12 protein-coding genes are annotated in these 18,857 nt (G+C 53.7%); 3 read left to right on the top strand and 9 right to left on the bottom strand.

The features are described 5' to 3' along the window. Positions 1–32: 32 nt before the first annotated feature. The 6 genes from ACL02P_RS19850 to ACL02P_RS19825 form a co-directional block, all read right to left on the bottom strand. Positions 33–851, bottom strand: coding sequence for a carbohydrate ABC transporter permease (locus tag ACL02P_RS19850; RefSeq protein ID WP_412837933.1), 819 nt, complete (start codon positions 849–851; stop codon positions 33–35). Further along, complete coding sequence (locus ACL02P_RS19845) at positions 851–1,729, bottom strand: carbohydrate ABC transporter permease (protein ID WP_260070076.1); 879 nt, start codon at positions 1,727–1,729, stop codon at positions 851–853. The genes ACL02P_RS19850 and ACL02P_RS19845 overlap by 1 nt, the downstream gene beginning before the upstream one ends. Positions 1,730–1,795: 66 nt before the next feature. After that, entirely contained in the window at positions 1,796–3,973 is a 2,178-nt protein-coding gene (locus ACL02P_RS19840; RefSeq protein WP_412837932.1) for a histidine kinase, read from the bottom strand. A gap of 46 nt (positions 3,974–4,019) precedes the next feature. After that, positions 4,020–4,961: a hypothetical protein gene (locus ACL02P_RS19835; protein ID WP_412837931.1), complete on the bottom strand. Its 942-nt coding sequence runs from the start codon at positions 4,959–4,961 to the stop codon at positions 4,020–4,022. A 722-nt stretch (positions 4,962–5,683) separates the two neighbouring features. Continuing rightward, on the bottom strand, positions 5,684–6,898 hold the full coding sequence (locus ACL02P_RS19830) for an IS256 family transposase (RefSeq protein ID WP_174351738.1): 1,215 nt from the start codon (positions 6,896–6,898) through the stop codon (positions 5,684–5,686). Positions 6,899–7,182: 284 nt separating this feature from the next. After that, on the bottom strand, positions 7,183–10,551 hold the full coding sequence (locus ACL02P_RS19825; protein WP_412837930.1) for a DUF5107 domain-containing protein: 3,369 nt from the start codon (positions 10,549–10,551) through the stop codon (positions 7,183–7,185). A gap of 121 nt (positions 10,552–10,672) precedes the next feature. On the opposite strand from ACL02P_RS19825, the gene ACL02P_RS19820 reads away from it, so the two are divergent. After that, entirely contained in the window at positions 10,673–11,620 is a 948-nt protein-coding gene (locus ACL02P_RS19820) for a helix-turn-helix domain-containing protein (RefSeq protein ID WP_412837929.1), read from the top strand. 34 nt (positions 11,621–11,654) lie between these two features. Here the strand turns inward: ACL02P_RS19820 and ACL02P_RS19815 are convergent, their stop codons facing one another. The 3 genes from ACL02P_RS19815 to ACL02P_RS19805 all read right to left on the bottom strand — a co-directional run bounded on the left by ACL02P_RS19815 (position 11,655) and on the right by ACL02P_RS19805 (position 14,515). Next, on the bottom strand, positions 11,655–12,023 hold the full coding sequence (locus ACL02P_RS19815) for an MmcQ/YjbR family DNA-binding protein (RefSeq protein ID WP_412837928.1): 369 nt from the start codon (positions 12,021–12,023) through the stop codon (positions 11,655–11,657). 111 nt (positions 12,024–12,134) lie between these two features. After that, positions 12,135–12,404: a glycoside hydrolase family 95-like protein gene (locus tag ACL02P_RS19810; RefSeq protein ID WP_412837927.1), complete on the bottom strand. Its 270-nt coding sequence runs from the start codon at positions 12,402–12,404 to the stop codon at positions 12,135–12,137. Then, entirely contained in the window at positions 12,326–14,515 is a 2,190-nt protein-coding gene (locus tag ACL02P_RS19805) for an AraC family transcriptional regulator (protein WP_412837926.1), read from the bottom strand. The genes ACL02P_RS19810 and ACL02P_RS19805 overlap by 79 nt, the downstream gene beginning before the upstream one ends. A 353-nt stretch (positions 14,516–14,868) precedes the next feature. On the opposite strand from ACL02P_RS19805, the gene ACL02P_RS19800 reads away from it, so the two are divergent. Both ACL02P_RS19800 and ACL02P_RS19795 read left to right on the top strand, forming a co-directional pair. After that, positions 14,869–17,085, top strand: coding sequence for a helix-turn-helix domain-containing protein (locus ACL02P_RS19800; protein WP_412837925.1), 2,217 nt, complete (start codon positions 14,869–14,871; stop codon positions 17,083–17,085). 42 nt (positions 17,086–17,127) lie between these two features. Next, positions 17,128–18,735 carry an extracellular solute-binding protein gene (locus ACL02P_RS19795; RefSeq protein ID WP_412837924.1) on the top strand — a complete coding sequence of 536 codons (1,608 nt, stop codon included), beginning with the start codon at positions 17,128–17,130 and terminating at the stop codon, positions 18,733–18,735. Positions 18,736–18,857 lie beyond the last annotated feature (122 nt).

The raw sequence follows: 18,857 nt of genomic DNA, 5'->3' as shown, positions 1-18,857 counted from the left end.
ATAACCTCCTCTTCCCGCTTTGTCCCGTAACCTCAGCCTTTGACCGCGCCAGCCGCGATCCCTTTAATGATAAACTTCTGCATCAGCAGGAAGAACGCGATGACCGGAATCATGCCCATGACGGCATAAGCAAACGCCAGGTTCAAATCACTGCTGTATTGTCCGAAGAAGAAATACTGCTGCAACGGGATCGTACGGTACTGGTTATCCTGCAAATACAATAGCGGCAGCAGGAAGTCGTTCCAGATGTACAAGGCGTTTAAGACGACAACCGTCGCCGTCACCGGTTTGAGCAACGGGATAATAATTCGGGCAAAAATGCCCGGCGTACTGCAGCCGTCGATTTTGGCCGCCTCCTCGATCTCGCGGGAAATTTGGCGGATGAACGCAGCGTAGAACAGCACGCCCGTCTGAATTCCGAACCCGCCGTAGATGAGAATGATCCCCCAATGCGTGTTCAGCATCTCAAGGGTTTTGCCGAGTTTGTACAACGGCAGCATGGTGACCTGGAACGGAATCATCATGCCGGACAGAAACACCATGAACATGATGTTGTAAAACGGCTTATTCCTTCTCGCAATGGAATAGCCGGCTAACGCAGATACCAGCACGATCAGTACGACGGAAACCCCCGTGACGATCAGGCTGTTCATAATCGCTAAAGGAAATTTCGATGTCTCCCAGGCATGGACGTAATTGGCGAAATCGAGACTGGAAGGCAAGGCGTAGAAGTTATCGAACGTTTGCTTCGCCGTTTTAAACGACATCAACATAGCCACATACAGAGGGAAAAGAAAGACGAGCGCCAGCACCAAAAACAGGAGGAATGTGATAACTTTGTTCGCTTTCATTACAGCTCGACCTCCCGTCTTCTGGAAATGGACATCTGCACGACCGTCACGAGGACGAGTATCAGGAAAAACATCATCGACAGCGCCATTCCATATCCCCCCTTAAATGAGGCGAACGACGTCCGGTAGATGTAAGTGGACATCACTTCCGTCGCAAAACCGGGACCTCCGTTTGTCGTGACGTAAACGAGGTCAAACACTTTCAGCGAGCCGGTGAGCACCAGCAGCAGGTTGATCGTCACGGAAGGCGCCAGCAAGGGCAGTGTGATATGCCGGAACGTTTTCCAGGTTCCCGCTCCATCGATGCGGGCGCTTTCGAACAGTTCCCCCGGTATGCCCTGCAGGCCGGCGATGTAAATAATCATGGGAGAGCCGACGCCCTGCCACAAAGCGATCAGGATCAAGCCAAACAGGGCGTAATCCGGATTGCCCAGCGGACTGGACACCTCCAGACCCAGATGACTGAGCAGGTTCGGAATTCCCGTGCTGTAGTTATAGCTCCAAACGAAGCCCGCCAGCACGATCGAGATGACGCTTGGCAGGAAAAAGACCGTCCGAAACAGGTTGCGCAAAGGCAGGAAGGTATCCAGCACCAACGCTAACAGCAGGGATAGGATGTTTACTAGAATCGTTAGGATGATCGCATATTTAAACGTGTTCCACAGCGCATCCCAAAAGCTTGGATCGCCAAACGCTTGCACGTAATTCTCAAAGCCTACGGAAGCAAAGGAATCGGATACCCCGTCCCAATTCGTGAACGAATACCGGGCACCCATCACCAGCGGAATCACGACCGCCAGCACGAACAGCGCGATCCCCGGCAGCATAAACAAGACGTACCACATTTCATTTTTTGCCATGCGTTTTAAAGTTCCCATCGGTTCACCCTCTCCTAAACCAACGAAAGGCACAGGCCCCCGCCCATGCCTTCCGTGAAGTTCGCTCTATTTGTGGTTTTTGCTAACCCAATCGTCCATATCGGCTAAGATTTGATCCATCGTCGTTTTGTTAAAGAACAATTTCTGCAGATTTTGGTCGAACTGGGAGCGCCAGTCGATCGTCGTTTTTGCCAAATAGAGCTGGGAGTCGTAGGTTTGACCGTTATCGAAGTACGGTTGCAGGTCTTTTAATGCCGGCGCGATATCCGTCGACGTACCCTTCACGTAGCTAAGCGATTTGATGTTCTCCACCCAGGCGTCCCCGCCTTCCTTGCTGCTCATGAACTCCAGGAATTTTAAAGCGGCTTCCTTATGTTTCGTCTTACTGCCGATCGCCAGCGAAGCATCCGCGTTGAAATCCAGCTTGTTGGCATTCTCATCATTGCTGAACGGGTACGGGAAGTAGCCGAGGTCATTGTTGTACAGCTCCGGATTCTTCTTCTCGATGTCCGGCAGCGGCCAAGTGTCAATTTCAAGACCGTAAGGGGGTCCGTAAAAGAGGCGGATCCGCTCATGGACATTCCGAAGACCGATGGATACCCCTGAGAACACCTTGGAAGCGGGGCGAGCTAAGACTGCCCGTAGGGCCTTCAGCTTGTCCGGTTCCATGCCGGGACCGTCGTCGGAAATGGAAATCCGGATATGGCCGTCTTCCCGTTGCGCGGATACCTCGATCTGAACCGTACTCCGTCTATCTTTGCCCAAAGCATGCACCATGATATTTTCGAGAATCGGCTGCAGCACGAAACGGATGATGGGGGCGTCCATCAACTCGGATTGCACGTCAAATCGGGTTTTTAGGGATTCCTCGAACCGGAACTGCTGAATGTACAAGTAATTGTTTAGATGGGCCAGCTCGGCCCCAATCGTCGATTCCATGTTCCCCTCATAAAAGCTGTAGCGGAAGATATCCCCCAAGGCCCGGCACATCTCATGGATTTCATAATCCCCGGCCAGCACCGCCTTGCCGCCGATCGTCTGCAGCGTGTTGTAGAGAAAATGCGGGTTGATTTGCATCTGCAAGGCCAAGAACTGCGCTTCCTTGTTGCGCAGCTGCAGCTTGTACTCCTTCTCGATCAATTCCTGAATCGTCCGGGTCATGAAGTTAAAGCTTGCGGTAAGCTCGGACAGGTCATCATGCCAGCGATTCGTAGGCAGGACAACGTCGAAATTCCCCTTGCGTACGGCCTTCATCGCCTTTCCGAGATATTGAATCGGCCTTGTGATGAACTGCTGAGCCAACAGGGAAAATGCCGCAATCACCAGCATTACCAGGGCAAGTGCGGCGATTGTAATGCTCAGCGTGGTTTTCCGGTTATGGGCAAGTTCGGTGCTGGGATATACGATACTCAGCCCAATGTTCCCATGGTCCAAGGGGGATGTACTGATTAATAGTTCCCGGCCTTCCGTGAACTGGAGTACCTGTTCGTTGCTGTCGCTGAGCTCGTCAGGAAGCCGATACGGCTGGATCTCGGCGTCGTAATTCGGGTTCGTTCGATAGAAGGCTTCTCCCTTGCCGTTTTGCAGCACGATCACGTTCGGGGCCCGGTTGTAGGTTTCGACTTTCTTGGCCAGGTCTTTGCCCAGCACATAGAACAACAACGTCCCGAATTTCTCGCGATAAAACGGGTCATAAATTGGCAACGCATAGACAAAAAGATCCTGCTTGATCGCGGGATCCTGATACGTAAACATGAGGGAATGTTGAAACGGCAGCTTTACAATGTCACCATAATGGGGCGTAGTCTGGTTCAGGGCGATCGCGTTGTAACTGTCGGCACGGGACCAGCTGTCCCGCAGCGTATTATCGCTGCCGTACACCATGATTTTGATGATGTCCGCATTGTTGCTCACCGCCAGCCGGTAATAGCTGGCCAGCGATTCCCGGACGTCGATGATGTCGGCGACGTTGTAATTGGTGCCGTATTCCATGAGGTCGATGACCCGCTTAAAACCGTAGACCTGAAGGGCGGATGTAGAGAAGCTGCGAAAATACTCGTTCAGGTAATCGGATAAGTACTCCGCATTCTGGTCTGAGCTGCGCACCATCGCTTGCTCCAAGGAGCGTGTGCTGTTCTGGTAAAAGAGATAGGACAGGACCAGCAAGGGGACAAGTGATATCAACACGGTGCTCCAGACGATTTTGGCGCGGATACTTTGGTTCATGAACAGACGTTTGATCATATAGGCTCCCCCTGCGGTCCTGAATATAGTCTAAAAAATTTCTTAATTACTTCATGCTAATGTCCAAATGCCAACGATACACGCCGCGAGCCGGAACAACGGCGGCTTCCCCTTCGCGGACAGCATGGGCGAGTTCGTCCATGCGGCCTGTGGCCGGTTCCAGGGCAACGTGATAGTTGCCGCCGAAGCCGCCGTAGTTGGCCCAAACGGCCAAATACGGCACTCGGTCGGCTGGGAAGTGGAACATCAGCGCCTCGCCGGTCGCCGGGTCGCTGATGCCGGCGTACCCGGTGCTGAGCCGGCCGGAGAAATAATATTTCTCCGCGAATCGGCCAGCGTTGGGTTCCACGGTGCTCAGGTCAACCGGCCCTCCGGCTGCGCTGCGCGCCAGCGGCCAAGACTGCTTGTCGCCAAATGCACCTAGCCTTCCTTCCACGGAATAGGAGACCTCGATGTTCGTTAAATCGGCCGGAACATGCAGCTTCATGCCTTCCCGTACCTGCAGCAAGGGATGGGCCGCCCACAGAAAGGAAAACGGGGCACCCGACAGGTTCGTCACGGCGTAATCGATACGAAGTGTGTCTACGGCCGGGAACGTATACGTTTTCTCCAGGACATAGGGAAATTGCACGCCGCCGATGCGACAGGTCAGGGCCGAGCTTGTGGCCTGATGCTCCCAAGCCCGGGACCACACCTCTCCGTGATCGGGGATCGCCCGGCCTTGCCAAGGCGCCTGCGGATAAGCACCGGCGTTGATGGCCGGGAACATTTCGTCCCAGCCGCTCTCGTCGCCGGAGGCAAAGAACGTGCCATAGCCTTCGTTCCCCAATGGTTTAGCGCTCCGCCACAGCCATTCTCGCCCCGTCTTGCGATTCTGCAGCGAAACAGCCTTGCTGCCCAGCTCCGGAACAACGGTCACCGCTATCCTGTCGGTCTCCCCTATCCAAGCTTCCCAGCCTTCCACCGCCGTCTTTCGCCATTGGTTCATTCGCCTACTCCTCCTCCAACCGGATCGCTGCAAGGTAAAAACGTTGATTTGTTACTGGTGACTTGCTTCGCTTGAGAATTGTGATTCGGGATTTGTTACTTGCGATTAGTTTGACTGCTGACTGGTAATTGGTTACTTGTTACTTGTGATTTGTTACTTGTGATTTGTTACTTGTTAGTTGTGATTTGTTACTTGGGGCTTGTGGCTTGTTATTTGTTACTTGCGATGTGCGTTGCGTGATTTGTTATTCGTGATTCGTAATTCGCGTCCACTTTCCACAGCTAGTTTGCCCTCTTGCAACTGGTTGTTCTCTTACCACGCGGGGGCAGGATCGTCTAACGCTTGTGACCGACACTATTCGCGCAAAAAAAAGGGGGTTTTGGATCTAACGCTTACCAGACACCTTATTTGCTCATTTTAGAGTAAAAAGGGGGCTCAATCGCCCCCATAAGCACGCTGATCAGCGTTAGAAAATAAAAACCGCCATTTTAAGTCAAATAAGCGTTGTGGCAAGCGTTAGCGCAGAGCCACTGAAGAGCGACTGAAGTGCCTCTGCAAAGAGTCTGTCAAGAATTTTGTGTAAACTCGGTTATACAAAGTTTGGTGCTGGACTTGACATGGAGCCTCTGGCGGGCATGACTTCTCGCGATTGGGCGATGCTGGAAAGAAGGCATCGCGAGGCTAGCCAGCCTATCATGCCCGCCCCCTCCATGTCAAGTCCTTTAGAGAACTTGTATACGATCTGGGAAGTGCACCGTGAGTTGCAGCAGGATTTGTCCCCAGTTTTGAACGCGTCCTGTCCACTTTCGAAGCACATCCATTGTCGCAAGATACAGCATTTTGAGCAACGCTTCGTCATTCGGGAAGATGCTTTTTCCCTTCGTGACTTTGCGGAGCTGGCGATGGTAGCTTTCAATCATATTCGTCGTGTAAATCAGTTTGCGTAGTTCTGGCGAGTATTTGAAAAACGTGGCGAGCTCTTCCCAATTGTTCCGCCATGAACGTACGATCAGCGGATACTGCTTGCCCCATACGGCCTCGAATTGATCCAGCTCCTGCAGAGCGGCTTCCTCCGTTGGAGCGGTGTAAATCGGGCGTAATGCGGCGGTAACCTTCTTTAGGTCCTTGTAGGATACGTATTTGATCGAATTGCGTATTTGATGAATAATGCACTTTTGAATCTCCGTCTTCGGGTAGCATGCCGCAATGGCATCGCTAAATCCTTTCAGATTATCCACGCAGATGATCAGAATATCCTGGACGCCGCGGTTTCTCAAATCGGTCAAAACACCCAACCAGAACTTTGCAGATTCATTCTCGCCAATCCAAATGCCGAGTACATCTTTATAGCCTTCCAGGTCAATCCCGATGACCATGTAAGCGGCTTTATTGATAATTTGCCCGTCCTGCTTGACTTTGAAATGAATCGCGTCCATGAAAATGACAGAGTAGACCGGCTGCAGAGGGCGATGCTGCCATTCCTTGATCAGTGGCATGATTTTCGCCGTTACGTTCGAAATGAGGGTCGGCGATACGTCAATGCCGTACAACTGATTCAAATGATCCTGAATGTCTCGCGTGCTCATGCCTTTGGCATACATCGATATGATCTGATCCTCGATGCCGGTGACCTGCGTCTGGTGCTTCTTGACGATCATCGGTTCAAACTCGCCAAGCCGATCCCGCGGGACCTCGATTTCGATTTCGCCGTATTCCGATGTTACGGTTTTAGAACTATGCCCGTTACGGCTGTTACTCGTCTTCTTATTCTTTACATCATGCTTGGCGTAGCCGAGTTCCGTTTCCAGTTCGGCTTCCAGCATTTCTTGAAGAGTCTCAGCAAACAGTTCTTTTAGCGTTTTCTGAACATCTTCGACGGTCTTCAAGTTGTTCTCTTTGATGAACTGACGAAGTTGATCTTTTGGTAGTAGTTTCATGATGTGTTCTCCCTCAACCTTTCGTTCTCTCTCGATTGTAATAGATTTAGGTTTGAGAGTTTACACAAAATATTTTACAGTCCCTCTGCAAATCCTACTTAATGCCCACATCAACGTCTACCTCTACGTCCACTTCAATATCTCCTTCTACATCACATTTACATTTACATTTACTTTTACTTCTACTCCTACGTTTACTGCAACATCTACTACTTCTATATCTACTACTTCTATATCTACTACTTCTATATCTACTACTTCTATATCTACTACATCTACTACTTCTACGTCTGCTTACCTCGGCACATCCGCCGATGGATCATCGCCCCCTGATGGCTTGGCTCTAGGGCCAGCACCTCATCGAACTGCTCGGCGGCTTCTTCCGGCCGGCCAAGGCCCAGTTTCCCCAGTCCCCGCATGAAGCGGCAGTGGATGACGTTGCGCCGGTTCAAGTCGTCCTCGAACACGAGAAAGTCCGGGAGGGATACGGCAAAATAGTCGAATTCCACCTCATCAAACAAATGCTTCTCGGCATAGTCCACCAGCTTATTGAACCGGCGTTTCGCTTCCTTCTCCACGCCTAACTTCCGCCAAGCCAGCCCTTGATAAAAAATCATCTCCGGCGGCTGATCATTATAGTACATCGCGCCGGCCGGCTCCTCCAGCCCTTGCGAGGCGGCCTGCCAATACGGTGTTGCTTCCTCAAGCCGGCCCAGCCCCTCGTACGCGCAGCCCAGGTAATACAGGATGTCGTTCTCCTGCGCTCCGGTGAGCTTGCCTTCCCCGAGATTCTCCGGGTAAACGAGCGCACGCTCCAGCAGCTCGATCGCCTGCTCGGCGTTCCCGGCCGCCAGCGCTTGCTTCCCAAGCTCGACGAGGGCGAACCGGTACTGCCCGGTCACTTTGCCTTCGCCGCCTTCCCAAGGGTGGAACTTCCGGGCCTCCAGCGCCCGCAAAGCTTCGTCGTGGCGGTTCAGCGTATTTAGCAGCGTGACGTACTCTAAATACAAATCGTCGCGCTTCTCCACGAGCGCAAGATGGCGTTCCAGCGCCGCAAACCGCTCCGCCGCCGGACGGCCCAGCTTCTTATAGAGCTGATCCAGCTCGTAAAACACGCGGGCGTCCTCCGAGTTCAGCGCAAACGCCGTCTCCAGCGCTTCCCGCGCCGCATTGACATCCTGGCGCTTATTGTAATAAGCCAGCGCCAAATTGCGGTGCACGGTCGGGAACCCGGGGTCCACCTTCCGGGACGCCTCCCAGTGAGCGATCGCTTCGTCCGGGCGTTTTTTGTCATACATCCAGTTGCCGAGGTAATAATGCGCCTTCGCATCGCCCGGGTTCGCCTCGATCGCGCTTTGCAGCACGAGCAGATCCGTCAGGCTGTTCGGGAAGCAGTAGTCCGCCGGCGCGGCGGCGCCTGCCTGCCGATGACGCGCGGCCAGTTCGCTGTGGCCGGCCCGCTCATGCGCATAGGCCAAGGTGTAGTGCAGCATCGGGTAAGCCGGCGTGTCTGCGTCCGGCACAATCCGCTGCAGCACCTGCACGGCTTCGTCATACAGGCCAAAGCCGAGGTAATCCGCGGCCAGCTGCAGGGCGTTGTGCGCGTCACCGCGCATCAACCGCTGGAGCTCGGCCAAGACCGCGTCCGCCTCAGCCGCATCGCCCAAGGCGCGCAGCGCGGCCCAGCGCTCGTTGGCGGCGCCGAAGTCGGCCGGGTCAAGCGCCAGCGTCTCGCCCGTGTAGGCGAGCGCTTCCGCCGGCCGACCGAGCTTCCGCAGCAGCGCCGCCTTCAAATGCCGCGCCTTATAGTTGCGGCTGTTTCGGATCAGCGAGCGCGTGGCCAGCTCGAGCGCTTCCGCATATTCGCCGCGGCCGCAGGCAATCGCGGCCAGTGAATAGTAGCCGCTGTCCTGCCAGGCGGCGGACCAGACGGCTTTGTAGAAGGCGGCGAACGCCTCTTCGTCCCGCCCTTGCAGCTGCAGCGCCAACCCAAGCTGGTACAGCGCTTCGCTGTCGTACGGGTTCGGGTTGCGCCAGGTCAGCGACTTCACCGCTGTGCGGAAATGCGCCTCCGCCTCGGCAAACCGGCCCCGTCGCAGCAGCAACGTGCCATAAGCGACGTTGATGCGGATATCGCTGGCGTCCCGCTTCAGGCCTTCCAAATAATACGCCTCTGGCTCAAACGTAGCATGGCGATACTGCTCCAGATGCAGACCGGCCAGATACAGCTGCTCGTTTGTCTTCAGCTCCTGCGGCTTCGGCAGCGGCTTGGCGGCTTCCGGCACCTGTTCAATCGACGGCTTGGCCGGGCGATACGAAATCAGCAGCCGCCCTTCACTGTCGCGCACCGTCACAAGCAAGTCATGAGGCTGGTCGCCTTCATCCAACGGGACAACGGTTTTGTAGGTCGAAACCGGCGACAGCCGCACGGTGTCGGATACGTAGGTCCGGCGTGCGCCTTTGAGCTCCACAACCGCCCCTGCATAATCGGAGGTCGCATACGCCAGCACCGTTGCCGTCCGCGCCGTCTCGTCGACTTCGAGGTTAACGGCCGCTTCGATGGAAGCATTTTTTACAACACCGATGTCCTTGTAAGGCATAAAATACTGCTTAAACGACTTCTCCTCATACGGCTGGAGCCAGGTGAAGTCCGGCTGGTTGTCGGTATACACCCCGGTCATCAGCTCGATGTACGGGCCATCCTCGTCCGTCAGGTTGCGGTCCCAAGCCTGACCAAATTCGCCGTTCCCCCAAGTCCATTGCTTCTTCCCCGGGGAAATGTGGTGATTGGCGACATGCAGCAGGCCGGCTTGCACGCCGTGATCGTACCCGCCGACGAAGTTGAAGTCGGATTTGTAAGCCATGTAGGACGTGGGGACCGGGATGTTTTTGTAACGAGAAATATCTACGCCCTCCGAATAATCCATCTTATAGTACGTGCCGGTGGCAATCGGAAACCGTGAGACGTCGCGCTTGCCATGATCGAATACGGCGGTAACGTCCGGCGGAAACACGGACTGCGTATGATCATTTACCGCCACGGCCGGGTTAGCCCACCACAGGAACGTTTGCGGCTCCGGCGTCCGGTTGTACAGCTGCGCGGATATCTCCAGATACGCCTTGCCTGGGTACAGTGTAAACCCGGCGGTCATCTTCGTGCCATACATACGGTCAATTTCGCTGACCCAAACGGTGGCGCTGCCGTCCTCTCCCTGCTCCAGCCGGTACTCAACCGGGCCAAAAGTGTTCGGCCGGTGATGCTGCGGCCAGTTGAACTCGATGCCGCCGGAAATCCACGGCCCGGCCAGGCCAACTAGCGCTGGTTTGATCACGCGGTTGCAATAAACGAAATCGTAGTTGTTCGTCTTGTCGAGCGCACGGTAGATCCGTCCGCCGAGTTCCGGCATGATTTCGATCCGCACGTACTCATTTTCCAAAATCGCCAGCCGATAGCTGACCTCCCGCTTCTCATCATAAATCTTATCGATGACCGGATAGGGATATACCCGTCCGGAGCTGCCTTGATATACGCGTTTTTCCAAAAACATCGGGTTCTTGTCCGGCTCTCCAACCCCATACGTCGGGATCAGCTTATTTTCTTCCCAGACTCGAACCGCAGCCTTTGGAGACGCCTCCCGCTGTTGAACGTTCATCTCAAATCCTCCCCTTCATTGGTTGAATCGGTTGTAACCCCAATGTACCCCGGAGCTGAAGGAATTCCAATTGACGAAATACGGGGAATGATGGACTATATTCTTATGAGGAGGCGTTTCTGTGGATCATCAAATTCGCAAGCCGGACGGTTTTGAGGCGCAAAAGCTGTTCGTTCAACCGGACTATATGCTGAAAGAACTGAACAGCTCCACGTTGACTCGGCCGCTGTTCGTCAGCGACATCGGTTTTTTCCCGAATGCCCGGCATCACTATCGGGAGCGCCCGGAAGGGGCGGACGCTCATATCTTCATCTATTGTGTGGAAGGCGAAGGATGGGTGGAATGGAGCGAGGAACCCACGGACGGCAGACCAGACCGCTCAGGAACGACGACGAGCAAAATGCAACAAAGCTACCCGCTGACCGAGCGCCAGCTGGCAGTGATCCCGGCGCATAAGCCGCACCGATATGGGGCTTCGACCGATAAACCCTGGAGTATCTACTGGTTTCACCTGCAGGGCGAGGATACCAACGCGTTGATTCACACCTACGGCCTGGACCAGGGCGGCCCTGTCCGGCTGCCGCTGAGCGTACATGCCCAGCTGTTGGAGCATTTTGAGCAGTGTTACCGCCTGCTTCATGACAAGCACTACTCTCTGCCCGTGCAGATCCATGTCGCCCAGACCATGCGCCACTTGCTAAGCAGCATCGGGCTCAGCGCCGAACGGTCGGCGCAGGACCGCAAACGCGAACGCTATTTCGATGAAGCGGTCCGCTACATGACCGAGCGGCTGACAGAGAGCCTCACGCTGTCCGAACTGGCGAAGCAGGTTGGGCTGTCCAAGCAGCATCTCGTCTACTTGTTTAACCGGGAGGCGGGGCTTCCGCCAATCGAATATTTTCTGCGGCTGAAAATGCAACGGGCCGGACAGCTCCTTGACCTCACCGGCTTAAGCGTCAAAGAGATCGCCGGTGCGGTCGGCTTGTCCGACCCGTATTATTTTTCGCGATTATTTAAGAAAATCATGGGGTACTCCCCAACCGAATACCGCCGTATTCCGAAGGGATAAGCCCCGGAGCGGCCGAAGCCTTCCTGCGCCGACATTACTTGCCGATGCGCATCAGGACCGCCTCGCGGGCGGCTTTCGTCAAACCGCCAAGCACCAGATCGTACGAGTGGTTGATCATGGCCCGCAATTCGTCCATCGACAAGCTGCCGTCCACGGTGACCGTATTCCAGTGCTTTTTATTCAGATGATACCCCGGCTTCACGCATTCATGCTGCTCCCGGAGATTGGCGGCGATCACGGGATCGCATTTTAGCGAGATGCTCGCGGTCTCATCGTCGGCCGTGACAGGCAGCAAGGCGAACATTTTGCCCCCGACCTTGATGACCGTCGTCTCCGAGCCAAAAGGATACTCCTCGACGGCCCCTTTTTTGGACAAACAATACGCTACCAGCTTACGGTACACGACCCTTCCCCCTCATAGGCTTGCTTATGGTGTAACTATATCATGCAGGCCACGGGAGGAAAAGCCGCTTTCCGTTTCCGAATTGACCCCGATTGTGTTGCAGAGCCAGAGCTATCCGTTTTGAAGCGTCAACGCCCCATCAAACCGATACTCCCCGCCAGCTTTGGCCTCAAAGGTTACGCGGCGGTCGCCAAGACTTAAGGTAAACGTACCCGGGGAATACGTGCGCACGACTGCGCTGCTCAACCGGCCCGCTTCCCAAGCGAGATCAACCTCGGCGTTGCCCTTCGCCCGCAGTCCCGTCACCCGTCCCGTCGGCCAAGCCGCCGGAAGCGCCGGAAGAATGCGGATGTTGCCGCCCGGCCGGCTTTGCAGCAGCATTTCCGCAATCGCCGCCGTACCGCCAAAGTTACCGTCGATGACAAAAATGTTCGTCTCTGCCCCGGCGGTCCCCGATATAGCGTCAGGTCCGGATCGGCATAGGCTTCGGCTGTATACTGATAGATCTGTTTGATCAGCTGGGCGTGTGAATCCTTCTTCTTCTTGGCGATAAAACCGCACAGTTCTTCCATAATCCCATGGATATCCTGCTGAATCGTCTCCAGCGGCACAGTAGGGCTGATGTCAATGATTCGCTGCTTGACGCTCTCGAACAACGGGGATTCCAGGAAGATTTTCTGATCCAGCAGCTTGAGGAACGTCCCCTTGATTTCCCCGACGAGCTGGTTTTTCATTTCCACCGACAGCTCGCGTTGCTCCAAATTCTGCGCGATGATCGAATCGATAATCTTCTGGGCTTCTTCCAGCTCCCCGGCCCGGATCGTGCTGATCAGGCGATGCTCCGTATCGAGGGGGTAATAGTAGGTCGTGTTTGTGCTTTGCGTTTCATGGCTCCACAGGATGCCTTTCTTGTTCAAGTAAACCGCATATTCCAGGGCCTGCTTCGCCTGATCGAAGGATTGGCCGACCTCCGTGACGCTGGCAAAGGCTTCGCCAAATCCGGCTTGCATCGAGATTTTGTATTCGGTGAACACATGCTGGGCAAGCTCCTCCATCAGTGTGGTAATCCGCTCTTCCTCCGCCGGCCCTGGCAGCTGATCCGCTTCGCAAAAGAACAGCAGTACGATTTTGTCCGACCCCACATCGGTCATCGGCACCGGCCCTGCAAGCTCGGTGATCGCCTGCTTCATCAGCAGCCTTGCGGCGTTTAGCTCATTCAGCACCTCTACGGTATCCATGCCGGCGTATCCGTTGATTTGCAAAATACCAACATAGCCTTCGCCTTGCCGGAGCGGAATGTCGGCCTGCGCCGCCGCAGAGACGATCTCCTCCCGCGATTCAAATTCCCCGGCAATCAGCCGCTTCAGGAAAGCGTCGCGCACCAGCGGAAGCTGGCGATGAAGCTCCGCCTCCAGCAGTTTGTTCTTCGTAATCATGCCGGCAATGTTCCCGCTTAGGAAGTCAAACTCGTTGTGCCCCGTATCGTCATCCTTACCGAACTGCTCCTTCATCACGCCGATTAATCGGTTGATGGGGAGACTGTTCCGGTAAGCCAGGAACAAGCCCACCAGCAATCCGATTAACATCGCGCCGCCCGTAATCATCCAGGAGATCCGTTTGATCTGGTTGGGTTTCTCCATGAGAGTGCTTCGTGGGATGCCGGCTTGGTAAACCCAGCCGTTCTTATCGGATCGCGTCGTGATCACGAGATCGCTGCCATAAAATTGGCTCGTCTTGCTCTCGTCAAACTTCGGATCAGAGTGCAGCTTGGCGATATCCGGTACCGTTTCCCCCTGAAGGAAGATCGTATTGCCCTCCGCATCGTAGATATGAACCCACCCGCCGCTTTGTTCCGTTAAACCGGATAACAGTCCGGCAATCGTCTTCTGATCTATTAATACAACGACGATCGCTGGTGAGGTATCGTTAAAACTATCCAGAGGCAGCGATTGCATGTAGGTGATCACGGAAGTTTTCATGTCCCGTTCGCTAAACGGAGTCAGCGGTTTGATTTCGCTGCGGTGGGTTGTGCCCAACACCTGCTGCTCCCATTCCTCAAACGACAGATTATCATAATGAAAATACTCATAATAATGCTCCGGCCGGTAAGACGATCCGGAGGTGATAATTAAGTTATAGTTCGCCAGATATATAAAATAGTTACGCAAAAAATCGTTGGTTTGCCCAAACGTCAGAACGTTGCGCATCGCCTTCCAGATGCCGTACACATCCCTCTCCGTACCTCGGTCGTTCATCAGGGCGTTAATCTCCTGGCTGATTGCCAGCTGCCGAGTCATGCCCTCTACTTCCGCCATCCGGTGCTCGAGCAGCTCTTGGCTTTTCTCCAGCTGAATGACGCTGTTCTCGATGGAGATCGACTCCGTCACCGAGATGGAAGTCCGGTACGAGATATACCCGCCGATGCAGGGAATGAGCAGGATAGCGACATACGAAATCAGAAAGCTGCGGAAAACCCGGGAATGCCGAAGCATGGGATGCCCCCCCATCTTTATTGGTAGCGCTCTCATTTACGGCCGAGCCGTCCGCTTTTTTCGTTTCATCATTATATCTATATAGCCATTTCATTCTGTCCAGCGGCATGGAGCGCCCCTTCAATCCAAGCATATCGAGGTTCGCCTCGCTTGGATAGGTACTCCTGGGTAGCTGAGCGTACAATTTTCCCGGCTTGTCCCTCGCAGAACCGCGCAGCGGCGCGGGTTTGCAGAAATGTTCGACGAAGTGTGCAACCTGCGCCAAATAAAAAATGAGAATTTCGAATAAATTGTGAATTAACAACATGAATGGGATCTCTTATAATAAATGAAACGGTTTAGGAGAGTTGGATATGCGAATGAACTGGTATTACCGTACGATTCTTTCCTATGCTCCGATCCTCTTCGTGATCATTTCTTCCATGATCTTCGTGATTTTCTTAGCCCTCAACAACGCTTCCGAGCGAAAATACTTGGAAACCAACAAGGCGATCCTCGATCGGATCGTCTTTAACGCGGATGCGAATCTCATGCTAATCGAGCGCAACGTCGTCAGCAAGGTGTTGATGGACGGCGAGATTCAGGACTACTTCGCGAACGCCTCACAAGATGCATTGGGTGACTTCTTGCTGCAGAAAAAACTGATTGACCTAAGCTTAACTTTGCCTTTTGCCAACACCATTTACATTTACAATGAAGCCGAACGACGGATCATTTCGGATTTGGGGTCCTATTCGCTGCGGGCGTTTGGGGATGCAGACTTCCTGACAGCCAACTACGGCAGGAAGGAATCCGCAGGCTGGTTTAATCCACGCTCTTTCGCTTATTCGCCGCAAGGAGAGGAAGCGCAGCAGGTGGTCTCCTTGGTGAAATTTGTTTATACCGGAGACGATATGCGCGGGGCACTTGTGGTCAACGTGTATCAACGCTCTTTTATGGAATATCTTAATTCTTTTGATGAAAGCGATTACAACCATGTTCGATTAATTGATGCCGCTACCGCTTCGGAATCCCCGGACAAGGCGCCGACGATGAACCCGATTCAAGTTCAGTCTGATTATACCGGCTGGACCTATGTTTCGGAGGGGGTCCATGATCAAGGCTACAACTGGTTGGCCCTTTTCTCCAACGCGTGGATGGTCATTTGGGTCATCTTGATCCTGCTGGCGCTGATCGGGTTTACGATCATCACCCACATCCATTACAAGCCGATTCAATCGATTATGGAAAAGGTCAGCCAGTTTTCGAACCGAAAAAGCGAGGAATTGGGCATTAAAGGAGCGGACAATGAGTTCACCTTCATCGAAATGGCGCTGGACCATCTCTTGAAGCGGTCGCTGGACTACGAGAACCTGCACAAGGAAGACAGCTTACTGCGGCAGCAGCGGCTGTTTCACGATCTGTTAGCCGGGCATCTCGTGCTTACGGATGAAGAATTCCAGCAACGGCTGGCCGAGTTTAATCTGTCCGCCCCCTATAACCGGTTAGGCGTGATGGTTGCCGAACTGGACCGATACGCCGAGTTTACGGATAAATATAAGGTCAAAGACCAGCATTTGCTGAAGTTTATTATTGAAAGCGCCTTCCGCGATCTGGGACAAAGCCATCATGCCTTTGTCTGGCATGCCTGGATGGAGCCGCATCGCATCGCCTTTGTCGTGCATCACACCGCCGATCCGCACAATACCCAGGCGACCACCACTTATGCAGAGGAATTTAAAAAATGGATTCATCAGCATCTGGAGCTGACGCTAACGATCGGCATCGGGGCCGATTCGACTTCGATTGATACCCTCGCAGATTCCTATCGGAACGCGGTGGAGAATGTGGAGCTGAAGACGGTACTCGGCATCCATTCCATCATCGATAATCGGAAAAGCGCCGGCATTATGAATCTGGACCGATATGCATACCTGCAAGCTTTGGATTATGCCGCCCAGTCCTTCCGCATGAATGAAAGCGAATGGCGGGAGAAACTAACCCAAGTCTTTGGTGAACTGAGTAAAATGCGGTTTCGCAAGCGGGATATGGCGGAGTTTGCACAGGCGTTCCTTAAACGGATGGAACAGGCTGTATTGGCCATGTCCTCCCCTATTCAAACGCGCTGGAAAAGCGATTATCAAGACCGGTTCGCCAGCCTGACCGAAACGGCGGAGACGCTGGCAGAATTTCAAGAACAGTTCATGAGCCTCATGAATCAGTTCGAAGCCTGCGTGGAGGAAGACCGGCAAGCCCGCAGGCATCATAGCTTGGCGATGCAGGCCAAACATTACATCGATGCGCATTTCACCGATCCGGGTCTCTCCCTGGTTCAGGTCAGCGATTATTTGAACCTTCAGCCCAGTGCGCTAAGCGTTATTTTCAAAGAGGAAATTGGGGAGAAATTTGTGGATTATGTCTTGAAGGTTCGGATGCAGCAAGCCAAGCAACTCCTGCTGGAAACGGAGGATTCGATCCAGTCGGTGGCGATCAACAGCGGTTATCAGAACGTGAATTCCTTCTACCGCGCATTCAAGAAATTTCAGGACATTCCACCGGGGGAATACCGCAATATGTACCGTGCAACGTAAAAGATCTATAATCTGTGTTCCCAACGAGGAAGGAGAGTTCGCATGCCCCTTTTGAGGTCGTGGTTATCGAAGTTGGCGGTCATCGCTATTCTGTGCGTCCTGACAGGCTGCAGCGGATTTGGGGATACGGATCGGTTGGGCTGGGCTGACGGCCCTCTCCCAAATTTTGATTCGGACGGATTCACTGCCAATCATGACGGCTGGACAACGCTTCGCATTGAGCTGTTTGAGCGAAGCAACAAACCGATCGGCGCCCCCACAATTACCGATAATACGATGACGCAGTACATTCAGGAGCATTTCGGAAATCCGGAGCGGATCAAGATCGAATTTGTCACCGTCCCCCGGGCGGAAGAAGTCCGGAGGCTGCAGGTGTTAATTGCCGCAAATCAAGCGCCGGATATCGTGTTCACCTATGACCTGCCTACCGTCTACAATTTCTACACCCAAGGGAAATTAACCGATTTGTCGCCTCTGTTGGACCAATACGGTTCAAGGTTGAAGGAGCTCCTCGGGGAAGAGGTGTTGAGTTATGGGCGGAGGCAAGGAACACAGTTTGCAATTCCCGCAAGGCGGGTGTTGACGGCCCGAACGACGACCTTGATCCGGGAGGATTGGCTCCGGGAGGCCGGACTCTCCCTGCCGGAGACGACGGAGGAGTTTTACCAGGCGCTCCAAATGTTTAAAAAGAATCGGTTGCAAAAGACCGGAGAGGTCATCTATCCTTACGGTCAAATCGATTATTACCATACCGCCCCGCTGCAATACTCGTTCTGGGATTGGGACCAGATCACCGAGGAGGACTTATACGCCGAGCCGGGTTGGACGATGCCCGGGAACAAGGAGGCGTTCCGGTTCCTGAACCGCCTGTATCACGAGGGGCTGATTGATCCCGATTTTCATTTGGACCGATTCGCCCAGCAATTTCAGAAGGATCTGGTGAACGGCCGGGTTGGAGCCGCATCCCCCAATACGAATGAGCCGGTTTATATGGGATATCTGGCTGAACTGTTAAAGAACGACCCCGATGCCATCCTAACGCCAATCGATCCCTTCACAAGCGCCAGCGGCAAGAAGTGGAAGCCGATCCTGGAAAACACGGGCATGTACATCATGGTTCCGAAAACGAGCAAAAACGCCGAAGCAGCGATTAAATATTTGAATTGGATGGCGCAGCCGGAGAACATTATCACGCTGCAGAACGGCGTGGAGGGCGTGACCTACCGGATGGAGGACGGTGTGCCGGTAACCCTGGAGAACGAGGATGTAAATCGATTGTTATTTAATTTTTTTGACTACTGCATCATTTTAAATGGAAAATATGTCAGCAGCCAGGACGAACGCTTGAATCTAAAAGCGAATGCGACCAACAAACGCTTTGAAGAGTTTACGCGCAAGAGCGTGGAGTACGGAATGAATGACGGGATCGAAACCCCGCGCATTCATGCGATTTTGCCTTCCGAAATTCGGTATGCCGCTGCTTTAAATGAGAAGAACGACGAAATTTTCGTAAAGGTCATTACGGCGTCTCCGCAAGCCTTTGATACCGTTTACGACGAGGAGGTCGCAGAGTATCTCGCCATGGGCGGACAGCAAGTTCGCGAGGAGAAGCATCGAGCGTATCAAATGCAAAACGGCGGAACACCATAAGCTGCTGCCACTTTAGAAATCCAATCATCCCAGAGAGGGGTTATCCCTTTCTGGGATGATTTTTTTAGGCGCTTAACCCTCCTTCCGCCCCCCCTGAATAAACAAAGGATAGTCATATAAAA

The sequence above is a fragment of the Paenibacillus sp. MB22_1 genome (assembly GCF_047200555.1).
In the GTDB taxonomy this organism is placed as follows: Bacteria; Bacillota; Bacilli; order Paenibacillales; family Paenibacillaceae; genus Fontibacillus; species Fontibacillus phoenicis.
This window is presented reverse-complemented; position numbering and strand designations above follow the sequence as displayed.

What these genes read in the sequence shown, in the direction of transcription:
- ACL02P_RS19825 (WP_412837930.1), bottom strand. Translation starts at nt 10,551, where the DNA reads ATGAACGTTCAACAGCGGGAGGCGTCTCCAAAGGCTGCGGTTCGAGTC.
- ACL02P_RS19805 (WP_412837926.1), bottom strand. Translation starts at nt 14,515, where the DNA reads ATGCTTCGGCATTCCCGGGTTTTCCGCAGCTTTCTGATTTCGTATGTC.
- ACL02P_RS19795 (WP_412837924.1), top strand. Translation starts at nt 17,128, where the DNA reads ATGCCCCTTTTGAGGTCGTGGTTATCGAAGTTGGCGGTCATCGCTATT.
- ACL02P_RS19850 (WP_412837933.1), bottom strand. Translation starts at nt 851, where the DNA reads ATGAAAGCGAACAAAGTTATCACATTCCTCCTGTTTTTGGTGCTGGCG.
- ACL02P_RS19810 (WP_412837927.1), bottom strand. Translation starts at nt 12,404, where the DNA reads ATGCTGCTGCAAAGCCGGCCGGGCGGCAACATCCGCATTCTTCCGGCG.
- ACL02P_RS19835 (WP_412837931.1), bottom strand. Translation starts at nt 4,961, where the DNA reads ATGAACCAATGGCGAAAGACGGCGGTGGAAGGCTGGGAAGCTTGGATA.
- ACL02P_RS19800 (WP_412837925.1), top strand. Translation starts at nt 14,869, where the DNA reads ATGCGAATGAACTGGTATTACCGTACGATTCTTTCCTATGCTCCGATC.
- ACL02P_RS19830 (WP_174351738.1), bottom strand. Translation starts at nt 6,898, where the DNA reads ATGAAACTACTACCAAAAGATCAACTTCGTCAGTTCATCAAAGAGAAC.
- ACL02P_RS19845 (WP_260070076.1), bottom strand. Translation starts at nt 1,729, where the DNA reads ATGGGAACTTTAAAACGCATGGCAAAAAATGAAATGTGGTACGTCTTG.
- ACL02P_RS19840 (WP_412837932.1), bottom strand. Translation starts at nt 3,973, where the DNA reads ATGATCAAACGTCTGTTCATGAACCAAAGTATCCGCGCCAAAATCGTC.